Source organism: Streptococcus constellatus, assembly GCF_902167705.1.
In the GTDB taxonomy this organism is placed as follows: domain Bacteria; phylum Bacillota; class Bacilli; order Lactobacillales; family Streptococcaceae; genus Streptococcus; species Streptococcus constellatus_A.
Map to the genome: position 1 here is coordinate 171,745 of NZ_CABHMZ010000007.1, position 17,634 is coordinate 189,378.

Here is a 17,634-nt window from a genome sequence, read left to right on the forward strand (position 1 = left end):
GAGATTCACTCCGTCCGCCGAGCGGATAGAACAAACTAAAAGAGATTTACTCCGTCCGCCGAGCGGATAGAGCAAACCAAAATGATTTCACTTCGTCCGCTGGGCGGATAGAACAAACCAAAACTAATTTACCCTGTCCGAGGGTCGGCTAGCCTCAATCAAAAGCGGTTCACTTCGTCTGAGGGTCGGATTGTCTTAATCAAAAGTGATTCACTTCGTCCGAGGGTCAGATTGCTTCAACCAAAAGCGGTTCACTTCGTCCGAGGGTCGGATTGTCTCAACTAAAATTGATTCACTTCGTCCGAGGGTCAGATTGCTTCAACCAAAAGCGGTTCACTTCGTCCGAGGGTCGGATTGTCTCAATCAAAAGTGATTCACTTCATCCGAGGGTCAGATTGCTTCAACAAAAAGCGGTTCACTTCGTCCGAGGGTCAGATTGTCTCAATCAAAAGCGGTTCACTTCGTCCGACCCTCGGACGACTTTTTATAAACTAACAAATCTATCATTTTTGAGGAATGACTTGTCCACTTGCGAAAAAACAGTCACGAGGCTGTTTTTTTGATATAATAGAAAATATGAATCAATCAGAAAAAATTTCAAATTATCAATTACTTTTAGCGCAGCTTGAAGCATTACTAGAGGGCGAAAGCAACGCGTTGGCGAATCTCTCAAACAGCTCTGCTCTGCTAAACCAAGCTTTGCCAAATTCTGTCTTTACTGGCTTTTATCTTTATGACGGAAACGAGTTGGTGTTAGGACCTTTTCAAGGGAGTGTTTCCTGCGTGCACATTGCTTTAGGAAAAGGGGTCTGCGGTGAAGCAGCAGCCAAACGGCAGACGATGATTGTAGAAGATGTGACCCAACATGGCAATTACATTTCCTGTGATAGCAGAGCTCGCAGCGAGATTGTAGTACCAATGGTCAAAAACGACAGCCTAGTAGGGGTGCTGGATTTGGATTCTCATCTGGTAGCAGATTATGATGAGATTGACCGAGAATATCTGGAAAATTTTGTGGCTCTCTTGCTAGAGAAAACAAGTTGGAATTTTGAAATGTTTGGAGACAAAGCCTAATGTATCAAGCTTTATATCGAAAATATAGAAGCCAAACCTTCGGTCAGCTAGTTGGGCAGGAGGTTGTGGCGACAACCTTGCGGCAGGCAGTTGAACAGGATAAAATCAGTCATGCCTATCTCTTTTCAGGTCCCAGAGGGACAGGAAAGACCAGCGTAGCCAAGATTTTTGCTAAGGCGATGAATTGCCCTAACCAAAAGGGTGGCGAACCTTGCAATGACTGTTATATTTGCCAAGCCATTACCGAAGGAAGCCTAGAAGATGTCATTGAGATTGATGCGGCTTCCAACAATGGTGTGGATGAAATCCGAGATATTCGTGACAAATCTACTTACGCTCCCAGTCTAGCGAAGCATAAGGTTTATATCATTGATGAGGTTCACATGCTCTCAACAGGCGCTTTTAATGCGCTTCTTAAGACTTTGGAAGAGCCGACAGAGAATGTTGTCTTTATTTTAGCAACGACAGAACTGCATAAAATACCAGCAACCATTCTCTCGCGTGTTCAGCGCTTTGAGTTCAAGTCGATTAAGACCAAATATATTGTAGAGCATATTGAGTGGATTTTGCAACAAGAAAATATTGACTTTGAAAATGAAGCAGTGCAGATTATCGCAAGACGGGCAGAAGGCGGTATGCGAGATGCATTGTCTATCTTGGATCAAGCCCTCAGCTTGACTCAAGATAATCAGCTGACGACAACTATTTCTGAGGAAATCACGGGTTCTATCAGTCTAGGAGCGCTAGACGCTTACGTAGCAGCTGTATTAGCACATGATACGTCAGCAGCATTGGAAAATCTTGATATCATATTCGACAACGGCAAAAATATGGCTCGCTTTGTCACAGACCTGCTGCAATATTTCAGAGATTTGCTCATTGTCAAAACAGGTGGAGAAAATACGCATACGAGCGAGATCTTTTTGGACAACCTCAATACACCACAAGAAAAGTTGTTTGAGTTGATTGAGATTGCAACGAGAAGTCTTGCAGAAATTAAAAATAGCTTGCAACCCAAGATCTATACAGAGATGATGACCATTCGACTGGCAGAAGGGCAAGAAAAAGCAGAATTACCCTCCAATATAGCAGGCGAGATAGAAACGCTCAAAGAAGAAATCAGCCAGCTTAAGAATCAATTGGCAAGTTTGCAGTCAAGTTCTGCACCTAGTAAGCCAGTGCAGGCAACACGACCAGCCAAAACAAACAAGGGTTATCGAGTAGATAGACATAAAGTGAATGCCATTTTGCAAGAAGCAGTTGAAAATCCTAGCCTAGCTCGGAGCAATCTAACCAAGTTGCAGAATGCTTGGAGAGAAATTATTGAAAATTTAGCTGGTGCGGACAAGGCACTGTTAGTCGGCTCACAACCCGTCGCGGCTAACGAAAATCACGCCATTTTGGCATTTGAGTCGAGCTTTAATGCAGAGCAAACCATGAAACGGGAGAATCTCAACACCATGTTTGGGAATTTATTAAGCAATGCGGCTGGATTTTCACCGGACATTTTGGCAGTTTCTATGACGGATTGGACAGAGATTCGGGCTGAATTTTCCGCCAAGGCACGTGGAGAAAATGCCAGTCAAGGAGAAGAGAAGAAAGAAAGCATCATTCCAGAAGGATTTGATTTCTTAGCGGAAAAAATTACCGTTCAAGAGGACTGAATTTAGATTTTTCTGCTGTTTCGTGCTATAATAGAATCATGACAAGACAACAATTTCTTACAACAGCTTTTTTCACAGCAATTGAAACGTATTTTTTTAACGAAGCAATGATGTCAGGACACTATTTATTTGCCGTTTTCTGGGCGCTTTTAGTGATTCGCAATTTACAGGTGAGTTATGTCATGGGAAAAATAGTGGACGAAATTGACAAACATATCAAACGTAAAAAATAACAAGAAAGGTTGGGGCAAAAATCCTCAACCTTTTCTCTTCTTTTCAATTTGAAAAAATGTTCTGCTTGCGATAGAATAAAAGTGCAAAGATAAAAACACAGTTTCGGTTGGTAGTCCGAACATATACGTGCTATGCCAGATTTGTTTTTCTAATGACAAATTGAAGCAGGTCACGACTATCAGTAACCCTCCTCCTTGGTTGTCCCTTCTTTGTAATATATTTAAGGAGGATGCTGTATGGAACATGTTTCACTAGAATTGACCATATACTTTGAAAATGGCTTTTATTATGGCTTATTTGAGCAAGAAAATGCTCAAGGTTTGTCTGTTTGTCGGATGACATTTGGAGTTGAACCCCAGATGAACGAGGTTTTGGAATTTGTTAATCAGAGGTTTTCACAATTACAATTTAGCCCAGTTGTTGCAGTAAAGAGAAAAAGACATTGTGCAAATCCTAAACGCTTGCAACGATTAGCAAAAAAAGAAATGAAACGTGAAAAACGCTCAACGAAATCACAAGACGCACTAAAACTGCAACAAGAGTTAGATAAACAAAACAAAAGTTCCAGATTGAAAGCTCAAAAAGAATATGTGCAAAATAGAAAATTCCAACTAAAACAGCAAAAACGCAAAGAAAAGCACAAAGGTCATTGAGTTTGTGCTGAAAAAGAAGGAGACAAGTTGATGTTTACTCAATTTATCTCCTTCTTTTATTTACCAACTTGTTAAAGAAACTTCACCGCTATTTAGCCACATTTCTTGTCCAGTATTTAATTGAACCAATAGCTGACCGCTATCTGATATTTCCTTGGCAACTCCTTTGTAGTCTTTGTCATTCTGGCAAAAAGTGACTGTCCGACCTAAGACAAGAGAGTGTTGTTTGTAAAGATAGATCAGCTCATCCGGATCACATTCATAAAAATCTTTCCAAATTTCAGCAATGAGTTCATTGCGTGTGATAGGTTGCTTTTCGTGGAAGAGAGAGGCAGCCTTACTTTTTAACTCTTTCGGAAAATCAGAGATTGCGAAATTGATGCCCACTCCAATAATCACATCAGTGACTAAGCCCGTCTCGATAGAAGTAATAGCTTCGGTTAAAATGCCAGCTATTTTCTTGCCCTTGTAGTAAATGTCATTGACCCATTTAATGTCCATTTCCATTAAAGTGAGGTCTTTAATAGCCTTATAAATGGCTCCAGCAGTCAGGATAGTATAGGCGGGAATTTGTTGAAAAGGGAGATTGGGTTTCAAGTGAAGAGACATATAAATTCCGCCTTGATCTGGAGCGAAATAATTTCTGCCAAAGCGTCCACGACCAGCTGATTGAGAGGAAGCGAGGTAGAGCATGTTGGCAGGATTGCCAGCTTCAATTCCTGCTTTGGCATCAAGTTGAGTGGATTTGCAGTTTGAATTGAAGGAAACTTGAATGGGAGCAGTTTCTTCTATTTTTTCAGCAATCAATAAATCACCTGAAAGGAGCTTATAGCCTTTATTTTTTACGGATTCAATGTGAATGCCTTCTTTTTCTAAATGTTGAATGGCTTTCCAGATAGAAGTACGTGAAATTCCTAAGTCTTGCGCCAATTTTTCACCGCTGATATAGTCAGATTTTTGACTCAGAATGTCAAATAAAATTTCGTATGTTTTCATTTATTCTAAACTACTCTTTCTAAGGGTCAGTTTGGTGGCAAGTGTTATCATACGTGGAATGGTCGAGCCAGGATGTTGAAATTCCTCGTGCAGCAGTTGCAAACCTTGTCTGCCCATTTCCTCTGTAAAGACAGTAACTGTGCTGAGTGGTGGATAGACGTACTTGGCAATAGATGTATCGTTAAAAGCAATCAAACTAACACGATCTGGTACAGGGATATCCGCTTCTTGAAGCGCTCGAAGAGCACCAACAGCTAAGGCGTCACTTGCCATGAAAAATGCAGTTGGAAGTTGTTCACCTAAATTTTCAATCAATTCTTTCATCATAGAATAACCTGATTCAGATGAAAAGTTTCCTATTTTGACGTATGTTTCTTGATAAAGTTGTTTTTCAGTTAGATAATTTTTAAAGGTTACCAAGCGTGGATCAGATAGGATAGTGGTTTTATCAGAAGTTTGTTCTTGCCCAACTAGCAGCCCAATTTGTTGGTGTCCCCTTTCTAAAAAGTGGTTCAGAACAGTTGTAACGGAATTTTCAAAATCTGTCGTGACGCAGCTATGTCCATAGGCAAGCGTATTGCTATCAATAAAAACAAGCTGCCTTGTGTGGAGTTCCAGCTCCTTTATCTTTTGAGGGCTGAATTTTCCAATCGCGATAATACCGTCAATTTGCTCAAGATGATTTAATGTTTCATTATTGAAAAAGCGTATAACATCATAGCCCAATTTTTGGGCTTTTTTCTCTACCCCAAGACGAATGGCATAGTAGTAGAGGTCGTCTAGTTCCTCCTCTTCTGTGTACCATTCCACAATTGCAATTCTGCGGTTTTGAGAATTTCGCTTGCTTCCTCTTTTTGTTTTTTTATATTCTAATTCCTCTGCAATGTCAAATATCTTTTGGCGTGTCTCATCACTCACAGACATGGATTGGTCATGATTTAAAACACGCGATACAGTTGCTGGAGAAACACCAGCTACACTTGCAATATCTTTAATGGTTGTCATTCTTTTTTCCTGTTCTCTCTAAAGAATAAGTATATTATACCTTAAAAATTAGTAAAATACAAAAAATATTTAGTAAAAGCTCAAGCCTTTCACTATCAAGTTTTATCTTTAAAAATTTTTAAATTTTAGTAATCAAATTCGGTAAAAATTTACTAAAATACTTGAAATTTTACTAATGATATTTTATAATAAAGATAATAAAACGGTTACAATACCAAACAAAAAGGAGACTTTTTATGTCAACGACTCTTTCTATTCAACAATTATGTTCAGATTTTGCAACAGTTTTTGGAACAGAAGCAGATCATACATTCTTTTCACCGGGTCGCATTAACCTAATTGGTGAGCATACAGACTACAATGGTGGTCACGTCTTTCCGGCAGCTATTTCGCTAGGAACTTATGGAGCGGCGCGCAAGCGTGATGACAATTTACTTCGTTTTTATTCTGCGAACTTTGAAGATAAAGGCATTATTGAGGTGCCTTTAGAAAATCTTCGTTTTGAAAAAGAGCATCATTGGACGAATTATCCAAAAGGGGTGCTTCATTTCTTGCAAAAAGCAGGACATGTCATTGACAAAGGCATGGACATCTATATCTTTGGAAATATTCCAAATGGTTCAGGTCTCTCTTCATCGGCTTCTTTAGAGCTATTGACAGGAATTATTGCAGAGAAACTGTTTGATTTAAAATTGAAACGTTTAGATTTAGTAAAAATTGGTAAACAAACAGAAAATGAATTTATCGGTGTTAATTCTGGTATCATGGATCAATTTGCCATTGGCATGGGGGCGGATCAACGGGCAATTTACTTAGATACGAACACGCTCGAATACGACTTGGTGCCACTTGACCTCAAAGACAATGTGGTTGTCATCATGAATACGAATAAGCGTCGTGAACTAGCAGACTCCAAATACAATGAACGGCGTGCAGAATGTGAAAAAGCAGTAGAGGAATTAAAGCAAAAACTCTCTATCGAGACTTTGGGTGAATTAAATGAATGGGATTTTGATGAATACAGCTACTTAATTCAAGATGAAAATCGACTCAAACGTGCTCGTCACGCTGTGTTGGAAAATCAACGGACTCTTCAGGCTCAAGCTGCTTTGCAAGCTGGCGATTTGGAAAAATTCGGTCGCTTAATGAATGCGTCTCATGTCTCACTTGAACATGATTATGAGGTCACAGGATTAGAGTTGGATACCTTGGCTCATACTGCATGGGAGCAAGAAGGCGTACTTGGCGCTCGTATGACGGGAGCAGGATTTGGCGGTTGTGCCATTGCTTTGGTTCGCAAAGACGCAGTGGAAGCTTTCCAAAAAAATGTTGGGCAAAAATATGAAGAAGTTGTAGGTTATGCGCCGAGCTTCTATATTGCTGAAATTGCTGGCGGCAGTCGTGTGTTGGATTAAGCGAGCGTTTTATATAATAGTAAATAAGGGCTGACGAGAATTTCAGCCCTTTCTATAAAAGAAAGGAAAATCAATGGCACGAAATTTACTGAATGCCTTTGTAACAGAGGTCATAGCAAATAGCTCTTTTACAGAAATTGACCGAATTTATCTGACAAATCGCGTCATGAGTCTGGTTGGAGAAGAGGCTGCGAAACAGGAGACAGTAGCAACCAGCTTAATTGATCTCAAAGACGATTTACTAGAAGTTGCTTTAGCAACTGGAAACATTGGGGCAACTCTTGCAGAACAGGGTATTCTTGGGGCAGAGTTGATGAATTTAATCACGCCAGCACCTAGTCAGCTCAATCAGCAATTTTGGCAGACCTACAAACAAGCTCCCAAGCAGGCTATTGCTGATTTTTATGAGCTCAGCAAGCGTAATGATTACATCAAATTGAAAGCCATTGCTAAGAATATTGCCTATCAAGCACCTACTGAATACGGTGATTTGGAGATTACGATCAATCTTTCTAAGCCAGAAAAGGATCCCAAAGAGATTGCAGCAGCTAAGAAAGTCAAGACGAGCCACTATCCAGCCTGTCAGCTTTGTTTTGAAAATGAGGGTTATCAAGGGCGGCTAGATCATCCGGCGCGAGCGAATCATCGAATTATCCGCTTTGACTTAGCCGGACGAGAGTGGGGCTTTCAGTATTCTCCCTATGCATATTTTAATGAGCATTGTATCTTTTTAGATAGCAAACATACTCCTATGGCTATCAGCCGTGCTACTTTTGCGCGTCTTTTGGATATTGTAGAGACTTTTCCAGGCTATTTTGCAGGCTCCAATGCTGACCTTCCTATCGTAGGAGGCTCCATTCTCACTCATGACCATTATCAAGGTGGACGACATACTTTTCCTATGGAAAAGGCAGAGCTGGACAAAACATTCACCTTTGCAGGTTTTGAAAATGTAGGAGCTGGTATTGTCAACTGGCCGATGTCTGTTTTGCGGTTAAAATCAACTGATAAATCTGCATTGATAGATTTGGCTGATAAGATTTTACAAAGTTGGCGCGGCTATTCAGATTCAAGTGTTCAGATTATAGCTGAGTCAAATGGTGAATCGCACCATACTATCACTCCAATCGCACGCCAAAAAAATGGTAAGTTTGAGTTAGATTTGGTTCTTCGGGACAATCAAACATCAAAAGAATATCCAGATGGTATTTATCATCCTCATAAGGATGTTCAACACATCAAGAAAGAAAATATCGGCTTGATTGAGGTCATGGGCTTGGCAATTCTCCCACCTCGTTTGAAAAATGAGTTAAAAGAAGTTGAAGAATTTCTTTTGGGGCAAAGATCGGAAGTGGCACCCTATCATCAAGCATGGGCTGACCAGTTAAAAGTCAGCCATTCAAATATAACGGCAGAATCAGCTCAATCAATTGTGCGTGCTTCGGTTGGTCAGATTTTCAAACGTGTTTTGGAAGATGCGGGCGTTTACAAGCGAACAAAAGAAGGTCAGACTGCCTTTATGCGTTTTATTGAATCGATTGGTCTTGTGAAATAACCCATTAAAAAATTGCTATTTTCGGAAATGATTGCAAGAAACCAGATGGTACAAATGTTTGTGATGATACACGTCCATTTGACTTAGCAGACGCTCATTTTAGCAGTGGACTACTTCCGGCAATGAGTCTTCAGCTTTCAATCTAGGTTCTTCAACAGGTTTTTCTAATCTAGAAATTGCAGAAGCGGATCGTAAGATGACAGGATATCCAATTCCATCAGAAATTGCAGATTGTCTGGGTGTTCCAGATACGAAGCTCATTGATTCATCGGACAAAGCTCGCCAAGTCTTGGATTTGCAACCAAAATTTGACAATATGGAGATGATTATCGAGACAGCTTGGAAACAGCATTCGACACATCTAAACGGTTAAACTGATTGACATTGAAATCCAGCAGGAAGTTTGTTGGATTTTTATTTGCGGAAATTTGCAGTTGAAATTTATTCTTTGGAAATTTGCAGTTGAAATTTATTCTTTTCAGCTATCATTTGAAAAACTATCTTCTTCATGTTACAATTAGAAGAGTAAATTAAATACATAGAGGTAATATCGTGGCTTTCGGTGATAATGGACAACGTAAAAAAACAGGATTTGAAAAATTGACTTTGATTGTCGTTGTTATCATGTTATTGGTAACAGTCGGAGCAATCTTTGCAAGTGCACTTGGTGCTTTGAGCAATTTCTAATCCTCGAACGCTTGAAAGAGCGTTTTTTTAGAGTGGAAAACGAGAAAAGAGAAAAATATGAGTATGTTTTTAGATACAGCTAAGATTAAAGTCAAGGCTGGTAATGGCGGCGATGGCATGGTAGCTTTCCGCCGTGAAAAGTATGTCCCAAATGGCGGACCTTGGGGCGGTGACGGTGGTCGTGGCGGCAATGTTGTTTTTGTCGTAGATGAAGGGCTTCGTACCCTGATGGATTTTCGTTACAATCGTCATTTTAAGGCTCAGTCTGGTGAAAAGGGGATGACCAAGGGAATGCACGGTCGTGGAGCAGAAGATTTGATTGTTCATGTACCGCAAGGAACAACGGTTCGTGATGCTGAAACGGGAAAAGTCCTGACAGATTTGATTGAAAATGGTCAAGAGTTCATTGTAGCCCGTGGTGGTCGCGGCGGTCGTGGCAATATCCGCTTTGCGACGCCTAAAAATCCAGCACCAGAAATTTCTGAAAATGGTGAACCGGGTCAAGAACGTGAACTCCAGTTGGAATTGAAAATTTTGGCAGATGTCGGTTTAGTCGGATTTCCGTCTGTTGGAAAATCCACTCTTTTAAGTGTGATTACTTCTGCTAAGCCGAAAATTGGAGCTTATCATTTCACGACCATTGTCCCCAATCTTGGAATGGTTAGGACGCAGTCCGGTGAATCCTTTGCTGTGGCAGACCTGCCTGGCTTGATTGAAGGAGCCAGTCAAGGTGTAGGGCTTGGAACTCAATTCCTTCGCCATATTGAGCGGACGCGTGTTATCTTGCACGTCATTGATATGTCAGCCAGCGAAGGGCGCGATCCTTACGAAGATTATCTTGCTATCAATAAAGAATTGGAGTCCTACAATCTTCGCTTGATGGAACGTCCGCAGATTATTGTCGCTAATAAAATGGATATGCCTGAAAGTGCAGAAAATCTGAAAATATTTAAAGAAAAATTAGCAGCAAATTATGATGAATTTGATGAACTGCCACAGATTTTTCCAATTTCAAGCCTGACAAAACAAGGACTTTCGACGCTGTTAGATGCAACTGCAGAATTGCTAGATAAAACGCCAGAATTTCTGCTTTACGATGAGTCAGAAATGGAAGAGGAAGCCTATTATGGTTTTGATGAAGATACTCCTGCTTTTGAAATCTCACGCGCTGACGATGCAGCATGGGTACTTTCAGGAGACAAATTGGAAAAACTCTTTACTATGACGAACTTTGACCGTGAGGAAGCTGTCATGAAATTTGCTCGTCAACTGCGTGGCATGGGTGTAGATGAGGCATTGCGGGCGCGTGGTGCTAAAGATGGTGACTTGGTTCGTATCGGCAAATTTGAATTTGAATTTGTAGACTAAAAAGGAGCAATCTTATGGGTGATAAACCAATATCCTTTCGTGATGAAAACGGCAATTTCGTTTCTGCAGCTGACGTTTGGAATGAAGAAAAGCTCGAAAAACTTTTTAACAAACTCAATCCGAACCGAAAGCTTCGCTTGGAACGTGAAAAATTAGCACAAAAGAAAAAAGAATAGGACTTGCTCATTTTTGAGCAAGTCCTATTCTTTAATTTGTAGCAATTTCATTTAATAAGTCTTGTGCAGTCGTTGTTGGATTGACACGGACACGGTTGAGGGTTAAAAGCCCGTCATTAAGAGAAGCTAGTCCGTTGTTGGTTGTCAATCCCATTTTATAGCCGAGGCTTTCAGCAATCTGTATCGTTGTTTCACTATAACGTCCTGAAGGGTAGGCGACAGTCGTTGTATTTTGTGACAGGTTGCTGTCTAGATACTGCTTAGAATCTTGCAATTCTGTCGTTTGTGTTTCTGCACTTGAAAGGGATAAATCCGGATGATTAACAGTATGGTCTTCAAAAGACATTCCCTTTTCTTTCATCTCTTTGATTTGATCAAGCGTCAGCATATCTTCACGCCCAGTTTCGTCGACAAAGCTAGTAATGACATTATTGGTTGCCCGCATTTGGTATTTTTGAAGAAGTGGAAAAGCATTGGTGTAGAAATCTTTCAAACTATCATCAAAGGTCAACCACACGACTTTTTTATTTTTCGGAAGAACATTTTCGGTCAAAACTTTATATGCTTCCTCTGGAGTGAGAGTATAATAACCAGCGTCTTTTAGGGCTTTCAAATGACTTTCAAACGTTTCTGGCGAGACAATCAAACCAGCATTTGCTGCTTCAGAAGGATCCATATTATGAATCGCATGGTACATCAAAATAGGGAATTTAACTGGTTGTTCCTGTTTCACCCAGTTGATTTTACTTGTTTTCTGGCTAGAATTATCTGTTTCTTTGGTTGTTGACTGAGAGGTAGAAGATTTCTTTACTGTTGAAGTGGCAGATCTTGCTTGGTTATTAGATAGATTTGTCCCAGAGCGTTTCCACATAAATGTCCCTGCAATCACCAGAACGACCAATAAGATGAGGCTAATAATAGCGCGCCGTTGTCTCCTCTTACGAATACGATTTCGTACAGAACGATTACCAGAATGTTTTCCCATTATGTAGAACTCCTTTTTACTTTTAAATCATTATATTTATTTTACCATATTTCTTACTAAGCGTTCACAAAATTTTAAAATAGATTTCTATTATTTTTATAAAAATCGTAGTGCCTGCTTACTAGAAAAAACCAAGTTTATTTGCTATAATAAAAAGCATAAAAATCTCAAGGAGTGGTCATGTCTATTAAAATTGCTTTACTTGGTTTTGGGACAGTTGCTAGTGGTGTTCCATTTTTATTGAAAGAAAATAGTGAAAAGATTGTACAAGCAGCTCATTCAGAAATTGAAATCGCGAAAGTATTGGTAAAAGATGATGCTGAAAAAGAACGCTTGTTAGCAGCAGGCAATCATTTTAATTTTGTCACGACGATTGATGAAATTGTGAATGATAAAGAAGTAACGATTGTCGTTGAATTGATGGGGCGTATTGAACCTGCAAAAACTTTCATCACTCAAGCACTAGAGGCAGGTAAGCATGTTGTCACTGCAAATAAAGACTTGTTGGCAGTTCATGGCGTTGAGTTGCTTGAGATTGCTGCAAAACACAAGGTAGCTCTTTATTATGAAGCGGCAGTAGCGGGAGGGATTCCGATTTTACGCACGCTTGTTAATTCCCTAGCTTCTGATAAAATTACGCGTATTCTCGGTGTGGTCAATGGGACATCCAACTTCATGATGACCAAAATGGTAGAAGAGGGCTGGTCTTATGAAGCAGCACTTTCTGAAGCACAACGACTTGGATTTGCAGAAAGTGACCCAACCAATGATGTGGACGGAATTGATGCTGCTTATAAAATGGTTATTTTAAGTCAATTCGCTTTTGGAATGACGGTCAAATTTGAAGATGTTGCCCATCAAGGCATTCGCAATATTACACCAGAAGATGTAGCAGTTGCGCAGCAATTAGGCTATGTTGTTAAATTAGTCGGTTCCATTGAAGAAACGGAATCGGGCCTTGCTGCAGAAGTCACACCGACCTTTTTACCAAAATCTCATCCTCTTGCTAGTGTGAATGGCGTGATGAATGCAGTCTTTGTAGAATCTATCGGTATTGGTGAGTCAATGTATTACGGTCCAGGTGCGGGACAAAAACCCACCGCAACAAGTGTTGTTGCAGATATTATTCGGATTGTTCGACGGATTAACGAAGGAACCGTTGGAAAAGCCTTTAATGAGTTTCAGCGTGAATTAGTTCTGGCTAAACCAGAAGATTGTAAGAGCCCGTATTATTTTTCGATACTAGCACCTGATGCGAAAGGACAAGTTTTACGTTTAGCAGAAATTTTTAATGCTGAAAATGTCTCCTTTAAGCAAATTCTGCAACAAGGAACAGACGGAAATACCGCACGTGTTGTGATTATTACCCATGCTGTCAACAAAACGCAGCTAGAAAATGTCACTCGAAAATTGCAGGCAACTTCTGATTTTAAATTATTGAACACCTTCAAAGTATTAGGAGAATAAAATGAAAATTATTGTACCTGCAACGAGCGCAAATATTGGTCCGGGATTTGACTCGGTTGGTGTAGCTGTCAGTAAATATCTAACCATTGAAGTTTTGGGGAAAAGCGACCGTTGGCTAATTGAGCATGATTTGGAGCGGCGTATTCCTTCAAATGAACGGAATTTATTGATTAAAGTGGCGCGCAGAATTGCTCCAGCTATTCAACCTCATCATTTAAAAATGACAAGTGATATTCCTTTAGCGCGTGGTCTGGGTTCTTCTAGTTCCGTTATTGTTGCAGGAATTGAACTTGCAAATCAATTGGCAAATTTGCAGTTGACAAATGCTGAAAAATTGAATCTTGCGACGAAAATTGAAGGACATCCAGATAATGTGGCACCTGCAATTTATGGAAATTTGACAATTTCTAGTTATTTAAACGAGAAAGTTTCAACTGTGGTGACGGAGTTTCCAGAAGTAAGCTTTATCGCCTATATTCCAGATTATGAATTGCGCACCAAAGACAGCCGTGGTGTTCTTCCAAAAGGTTTATCTTATCGAGAAGCTGTCGCTGCAAGTTCTGTGGCGAATGTGGCAATTGCCGCTTTAATGAAGGGCGATATGGTGACAGCAGGGCGTGCTATTGAGTCCGACCGTTTTCATGAGCATTTTCGCCAAGGTTTGATTAAGGAATTTCCAAAAATCAAGATGTTGGCAAAGAAAAACGGTGCGTATGCGACTTATCTATCAGGAGCAGGACCTACTTTGATGGTTCTAGCACCAAAAGGCCAGTCGAATACGATAAAAGAGAAAATAGAAGGGCAACAATTTAAAGGACAAGTTTTTGAACTTCAGGTTGATTGCCAAGGCGTTCGAGTAGAAAAATGAGAAAAGATGAAGAGTTGTGTTATTGCAACTCTTTTTATGTTTCTCCACATAATTTGCCCTTGTTTATAAATTCAAATGTATGCTATAATAAATAAAGAATATACAAAGAAGTACAATTATGAATAAACTTGATTTGCAGGCACTTGCGGAAGAGTTGGGGTTGCAGTTTGATGAGACTTCATCTGTTATTTTTGGTCAAAAAGATGGTTATACTTTCTATATTGAACAAACGAATCAAAAAAATCAATACTGTATTTGTTGCTCGGTAAAAAATGGTGAAGCATTACCATCTTTGGAAGAATTTAAAGAGTTGACGAAATCTTCTAGGGCTCTGAAAACCTATCAAGTCAATTTATATAAAACAACTTTTCATATTAAAACAGGTATGACTAAAGGAAAAACACGTGAATATATTCGTCAGGGATTACAAGACATTATCGCGTTCTTGAAAGAAAGAAATCTTACGAATGTGTGCGAGCAGACCGGAAAAGCAGGACAAGTAGATTTGTATCAAGTTGGAGGAAATCTTTTGCTGCTTTCACCAGAAGCATTTCAAGAATTAAGCTCAAACTTATCGATTGAAAATCAAGTTTATGATCACCAAAAGGAAAGTATCTTAGCAGGAACGGTAGGAGTCTTTCTAGGGAGCTTGATAGGGGGAATTGTTACCTTGGTGATTGCGCAACTTGGTTATGTAGCGGTTGTCTCAGGCATTGTCATGGGAGTTTGTACAGTAAAAGGCTACGAATTGTTAGGTAAAAAGCTGTCTAAAGTCGGGATTGCGATTAGTGCTGTCTTTATGCTTATCATGATGCTGATTGCACATCAGTTTGATTACGCTATTCAGCTTGCTAAAGTTGAAGGAGTGGATGTTTTTACTGCCTTTACTTATCTAACGGACTATATTTTAAGTGGTAATGAAATTCATAGTTCTTATTGGACAAATCTTGGTTTGTTATTATTATTCACAGGTGCTGGAGCTGTGGGAATGATTATTAGTGCTCTTTCTGCACAGTCACAAAAGTATATTACAAGAAAATTAGGGTAAGTTTAAAATATTTCAAAGCTTGGATTTGTATCTGAGCTTTTTTAAATCTAACTTACAAACTGTTGAACATTTGCTATAGTTATTCGTCAAAATATTGAGCAATGTTATTTTTCCCCAGCCTAATTGAATTGTCGTCTCAACTATGCTACAATCAAGCTATGATGTTCAATAAATTAACGAGAAAAAGCCATATAGATCAATATTTAATTAAAAAAATGATTGCTTTTCGGCAAAAGAGTTTTATTAAAATCACCCAAGAAACTTTGGTGTCGCTGTTTCCTTTTTTCTTGCTCACCACGACAACAATGGTTTTGGCAGAATCTGTTTTTTCACCAAACGGCTATATCAATAACTTATTTGGAGTTCGACTTTGGTTTCCATATTTTTCGACGATTGGATTGGTTTTGACAAACTTCACCGCTCTGACGGGAGGAATGGCAGGGCCTTTAGCGACTTATTTTAGTGCAAAATATACAGTTGGTCACTACGGACGTAGTACGGGAACAGCAGGAATTACTGCTTTTGTTTTTAGTTTGCTGGTCAATTCGCGAGAGTTATTCTCAGTGCTCTTAAATGACGGAGCATTGACGAGAATCAATCTTCCTGTCAATATCAATTTAGTGGTTGCTATTTTGATTGGCTATGTAGTAGGACAAATCTTTCGTTTCTCAAGTCCAAGTGATGATCAAATTGTGGATAAACATTTTATATATCATCCAAAGACGGTTCTTCCTATTCTATCCTCTTTATTACTGGCAGTTGTTTGTAGTTTTCTTATTTATCTGGGAAATCTCTACAATGTTTTTTCAACGATTGCAAATTTTTTCTCAGGCTTAATTGTCAATCAAAACAATATTTTCGTGATTGAGATGAATACTGCCCTACGGACTTTTAGTGCTTGGATTGGAAATAGCAATCCTTTTAATGATATTCCTTTTGTAAATGACTCTTTTGCTCTGGATAACCTTAATTATGCTTTAAAGCATCATACAACGAGAGGGGTTCCTTATCTTTTTTCAGAAACAAATCTTTATGATGCTTATGGCGTATTTGCGGGGCTTGGAGGGACGCTGGCTCTGCTTGTAGCTATTTTATGGAAATCACGCAGTGACAAGGATCGCGATGTCAGTTTGAAGAGTATTTTTCCTTCCTTGTTTAACCACGGCGTAGCCTTTATGGTCGGGATTCCTATTTTTTTCAACTTTCTCTTTTTGATTCCTTTTATTCTTATACCAATGGTGAATGTCTTTATCGCTAGTATTTTTCTTTATTTCAGAATAATGCCACCAGCTGTGTATCCAGTTCCTAGCGGAGCGCCGAGTGTACTTTATGCCTTTATTGGAACAGGGGGAAGTTTGCGAGCTTTAGCTGTAGGGATTTTCATTTTTATCATTGATGTCATGATTTATCTTCCTTTCGTTAGATTTAATGACCGGATTCATGATGAACTTCGACAAATAGATCAAAAAGGAGGTAAGCATGACTAAACAAGTAAAAATTGTTTTACTGACAGTTTTAATATTTCTCATTGCTTTAGCAGTCCCTTCTTATAGTTGGACAAGAAAAAATATCGATGAAATTGCTAAATTTTATAATTCTCGCCTGTCTCCAATCATTATGATACCAGGAAGCTCGGCTACAGAAAATCGTTTTGACGGTTTGGTTCAAAAGATGAATCAAAGACGTCGCGGGGTTAAACATAGCTTGCTCAAAGTGAAAGTTTGGAATGACGGACGCATTACTTATAGCGGTACCATTGCTGCCAATGACAATGAACCAATTATTGTTATCGGATTTGAGAACAATAAAGATGGTTATAGTAACATCAAAAAACAAGCTAAAATGGTCAATGCTGCTTTTGAGGACTTGCAAGGAAAATATAATTTCAATAATTTTAAAGGTCTGGGGCATTCTAATGGTGGTTTGATTTATACAGCATTTATTGAAAATTATCTTGGCGATTATGATGTGGATCTTAAAAAGTTAATGACAATCGGAACGCCTTATAATTTCACTGAAACAAACATCAACAACAAGACAGAGATGCTGGCTGATTTCATTAAGAATCGCAAAAATATTCCTACGACCTTATCCATGTACTCTGTAGCAGGCACCATTACCTATGATTCAGATGAATTGGTTCCTGATGCAAGTGTAAGTGCTGGCAAGTATATTTATCAAGGGCAAGCGGCTCACTATACAGAAACCACCGTTACAGGTGAGGATGCACAACACTCTGACTTGCCAACCAATGATGAGGTCGTGTCTTTAGTCCAAGAACGGCTTGTAGATAGACAAAATCAGAGAAATCAAGGAAATTAAGAGTAGAAAAAGCGATACTTTCGTAACCCTCAATTTTACCCCAAACTTTTTGTGTTCTTGTAAATGATGAAGAAGTTAATCAGTTTTTTTGTATACTATTTGGTAATTTATTGTCGA

The 17,634-nt window shown here is 39.2% G+C and carries 17 protein-coding genes and 1 pseudogene; 15 read left to right on the plus strand and 3 right to left on the minus strand.

Translation table 11 applies throughout. The features are described 5' to 3' along the window. The first annotated feature begins 576 nt into the window (after nt 1–576). The 4 genes from FQ204_RS02720 to FQ204_RS02735 all read left to right on the plus strand — a co-directional run bounded on the left by FQ204_RS02720 (nt 577) and on the right by FQ204_RS02735 (nt 3,625). Nucleotides 577–1,074, plus strand: a complete 498-nt coding sequence (locus tag FQ204_RS02720; protein WP_144208333.1) for a GAF domain-containing protein — start codon at nt 577–579, stop codon at nt 1,072–1,074. After that, nucleotides 1,074–2,738, plus strand: coding sequence for a DNA polymerase III subunit gamma/tau (gene dnaX / locus FQ204_RS02725; protein ID WP_144208335.1), 1,665 nt, complete (start codon nt 1,074–1,076; stop codon nt 2,736–2,738). The genes FQ204_RS02720 and dnaX overlap by 1 nt, the downstream gene beginning before the upstream one ends. 38 nt (nt 2,739–2,776) lie before the next feature. Then, nucleotides 2,777–2,971, plus strand: a complete 195-nt coding sequence (locus tag FQ204_RS02730; RefSeq protein WP_003024260.1) for a DUF3272 family protein — start codon at nt 2,777–2,779, stop codon at nt 2,969–2,971. 237 nt (nt 2,972–3,208) lie between these two features. After that, the gene (locus tag FQ204_RS02735; protein ID WP_144208338.1) at nt 3,209–3,625 is read left to right on the plus strand and encodes a YjdF family protein; all 417 of its coding nucleotides are present in this window, start codon (nt 3,209–3,211) and stop codon (nt 3,623–3,625) included. 60 nt (nt 3,626–3,685) lie between these two features. Here the strand turns inward: FQ204_RS02735 and birA are convergent, their stop codons facing one another. Then, the gene (gene birA, locus FQ204_RS02740; protein WP_144208341.1) at nt 3,686–4,621 is read right to left on the minus strand and encodes a bifunctional biotin--[acetyl-CoA-carboxylase] ligase/biotin operon repressor BirA; all 936 of its coding nucleotides are present in this window, start codon (nt 4,619–4,621) and stop codon (nt 3,686–3,688) included. Then, a complete protein-coding gene (locus tag FQ204_RS02745) occupies nt 4,622–5,626 on the minus strand; it encodes a LacI family DNA-binding transcriptional regulator (RefSeq protein WP_144208344.1) in 1,005 nt (334 codons plus the stop codon). A 236-nt stretch (nt 5,627–5,862) separates the two neighbouring features. On the opposite strand from FQ204_RS02745, the gene FQ204_RS02750 reads away from it, so the two are divergent. The 6 genes and pseudogenes from FQ204_RS02750 to FQ204_RS02775 all read left to right on the plus strand — a co-directional run bounded on the left by FQ204_RS02750 (nt 5,863) and on the right by FQ204_RS02775 (nt 10,827). Further along, complete coding sequence (locus tag FQ204_RS02750) at nt 5,863–7,041, plus strand: galactokinase (RefSeq protein WP_144208347.1); 1,179 nt, start codon at nt 5,863–5,865, stop codon at nt 7,039–7,041. Between the two features lie 73 nt (nt 7,042–7,114). Beyond that, nucleotides 7,115–8,596, plus strand: a complete 1,482-nt coding sequence (gene galT / locus FQ204_RS02755) for a UDP-glucose--hexose-1-phosphate uridylyltransferase (protein WP_144208350.1) — start codon at nt 7,115–7,117, stop codon at nt 8,594–8,596. Nucleotides 8,597–8,604: 8 nt separating this feature from the next. Next, a pseudogene (locus FQ204_RS10660) lies at nt 8,605–8,969 on the plus strand (UDP-glucose 4-epimerase GalE); the annotation flags it as partial. Nucleotides 8,970–9,148: 179 nt separating this feature from the next. Continuing rightward, nucleotides 9,149–9,283, plus strand: coding sequence for a DUF4044 domain-containing protein (locus FQ204_RS02765; protein ID WP_003024272.1), 135 nt, complete (start codon nt 9,149–9,151; stop codon nt 9,281–9,283). Nucleotides 9,284–9,340: 57 nt separating this feature from the next. Further along, nucleotides 9,341–10,651, plus strand: a complete 1,311-nt coding sequence (gene obgE / locus FQ204_RS02770) for a GTPase ObgE (RefSeq protein WP_144208353.1) — start codon at nt 9,341–9,343, stop codon at nt 10,649–10,651. A gap of 14 nt (nt 10,652–10,665) precedes the next feature. Beyond that, nucleotides 10,666–10,827: a hypothetical protein gene (locus FQ204_RS02775; RefSeq protein WP_003069441.1), complete on the plus strand. Its 162-nt coding sequence runs from the start codon at nt 10,666–10,668 to the stop codon at nt 10,825–10,827. A gap of 31 nt (nt 10,828–10,858) precedes the next feature. Here FQ204_RS02775 and FQ204_RS02780 read toward each other — a convergent pair whose 3' ends face one another. Next, entirely contained in the window at nt 10,859–11,812 is a 954-nt protein-coding gene (locus tag FQ204_RS02780; protein WP_144208356.1) for a polysaccharide deacetylase family protein, read from the minus strand. Nucleotides 11,813–11,992: 180 nt separating this feature from the next. On the opposite strand from FQ204_RS02780, the gene FQ204_RS02785 reads away from it, so the two are divergent. The 5 genes from FQ204_RS02785 (at nt 11,993) to FQ204_RS02805 (ending at nt 17,517) form a co-directional block, all read left to right on the plus strand. Continuing rightward, nucleotides 11,993–13,279, plus strand: coding sequence for a homoserine dehydrogenase (locus FQ204_RS02785; protein WP_144208359.1), 1,287 nt, complete (start codon nt 11,993–11,995; stop codon nt 13,277–13,279). Between the two features lies 1 nt (nt 13,280). Further along, a complete protein-coding gene (gene thrB, locus FQ204_RS02790) occupies nt 13,281–14,147 on the plus strand; it encodes a homoserine kinase (protein WP_144208362.1) in 867 nt (288 codons plus the stop codon). A 118-nt stretch (nt 14,148–14,265) separates the two neighbouring features. Further along, complete coding sequence (locus tag FQ204_RS02795) at nt 14,266–15,195, plus strand: hypothetical protein (RefSeq protein ID WP_144208365.1); 930 nt, start codon at nt 14,266–14,268, stop codon at nt 15,193–15,195. A 158-nt stretch (nt 15,196–15,353) separates the two neighbouring features. Continuing rightward, on the plus strand, nt 15,354–16,682 hold the full coding sequence (locus tag FQ204_RS02800; RefSeq protein WP_144208368.1) for a PTS sugar transporter subunit IIC: 1,329 nt from the start codon (nt 15,354–15,356) through the stop codon (nt 16,680–16,682). Beyond that, nucleotides 16,675–17,517: an alpha/beta hydrolase gene (locus FQ204_RS02805; protein WP_144208371.1), complete on the plus strand. Its 843-nt coding sequence runs from the start codon at nt 16,675–16,677 to the stop codon at nt 17,515–17,517. The genes FQ204_RS02800 and FQ204_RS02805 overlap by 8 nt, the downstream gene beginning before the upstream one ends. The last annotated feature ends 117 nt before the right edge of the window (nt 17,518–17,634 follow it).

Coding starts and splice junctions, on each gene's coding strand:
- dnaX (WP_144208335.1), top strand. CDS start 1,074: ATGTATCAAGCTTTATATCGAAAATATAGAAGCCAAACCTTCGGTCAG.
- galT (WP_144208350.1), top strand. CDS start 7,115: ATGGCACGAAATTTACTGAATGCCTTTGTAACAGAGGTCATAGCAAAT.
- FQ204_RS02795 (WP_144208365.1), top strand. CDS start 14,266: ATGAATAAACTTGATTTGCAGGCACTTGCGGAAGAGTTGGGGTTGCAG.
- FQ204_RS02780 (WP_144208356.1), bottom strand. CDS start 11,812: ATGGGAAAACATTCTGGTAATCGTTCTGTACGAAATCGTATTCGTAAG.
- FQ204_RS02745 (WP_144208344.1), bottom strand. CDS start 5,626: ATGACAACCATTAAAGATATTGCAAGTGTAGCTGGTGTTTCTCCAGCA.
- FQ204_RS02750 (WP_144208347.1), top strand. CDS start 5,863: ATGTCAACGACTCTTTCTATTCAACAATTATGTTCAGATTTTGCAACA.
- FQ204_RS02800 (WP_144208368.1), top strand. CDS start 15,354: ATGATGTTCAATAAATTAACGAGAAAAAGCCATATAGATCAATATTTA.
- FQ204_RS02720 (WP_144208333.1), top strand. CDS start 577: ATGAATCAATCAGAAAAAATTTCAAATTATCAATTACTTTTAGCGCAG.
- FQ204_RS02735 (WP_144208338.1), top strand. CDS start 3,209: ATGGAACATGTTTCACTAGAATTGACCATATACTTTGAAAATGGCTTT.
- FQ204_RS02730 (WP_003024260.1), top strand. CDS start 2,777: ATGACAAGACAACAATTTCTTACAACAGCTTTTTTCACAGCAATTGAA.
- FQ204_RS02775 (WP_003069441.1), top strand. CDS start 10,666: ATGGGTGATAAACCAATATCCTTTCGTGATGAAAACGGCAATTTCGTT.
- FQ204_RS02785 (WP_144208359.1), top strand. CDS start 11,993: ATGTCTATTAAAATTGCTTTACTTGGTTTTGGGACAGTTGCTAGTGGT.
- FQ204_RS02805 (WP_144208371.1), top strand. CDS start 16,675: ATGACTAAACAAGTAAAAATTGTTTTACTGACAGTTTTAATATTTCTC.
- obgE (WP_144208353.1), top strand. CDS start 9,341: ATGAGTATGTTTTTAGATACAGCTAAGATTAAAGTCAAGGCTGGTAAT.
- birA (WP_144208341.1), bottom strand. CDS start 4,621: ATGAAAACATACGAAATTTTATTTGACATTCTGAGTCAAAAATCTGAC.
- thrB (WP_144208362.1), top strand. CDS start 13,281: ATGAAAATTATTGTACCTGCAACGAGCGCAAATATTGGTCCGGGATTT.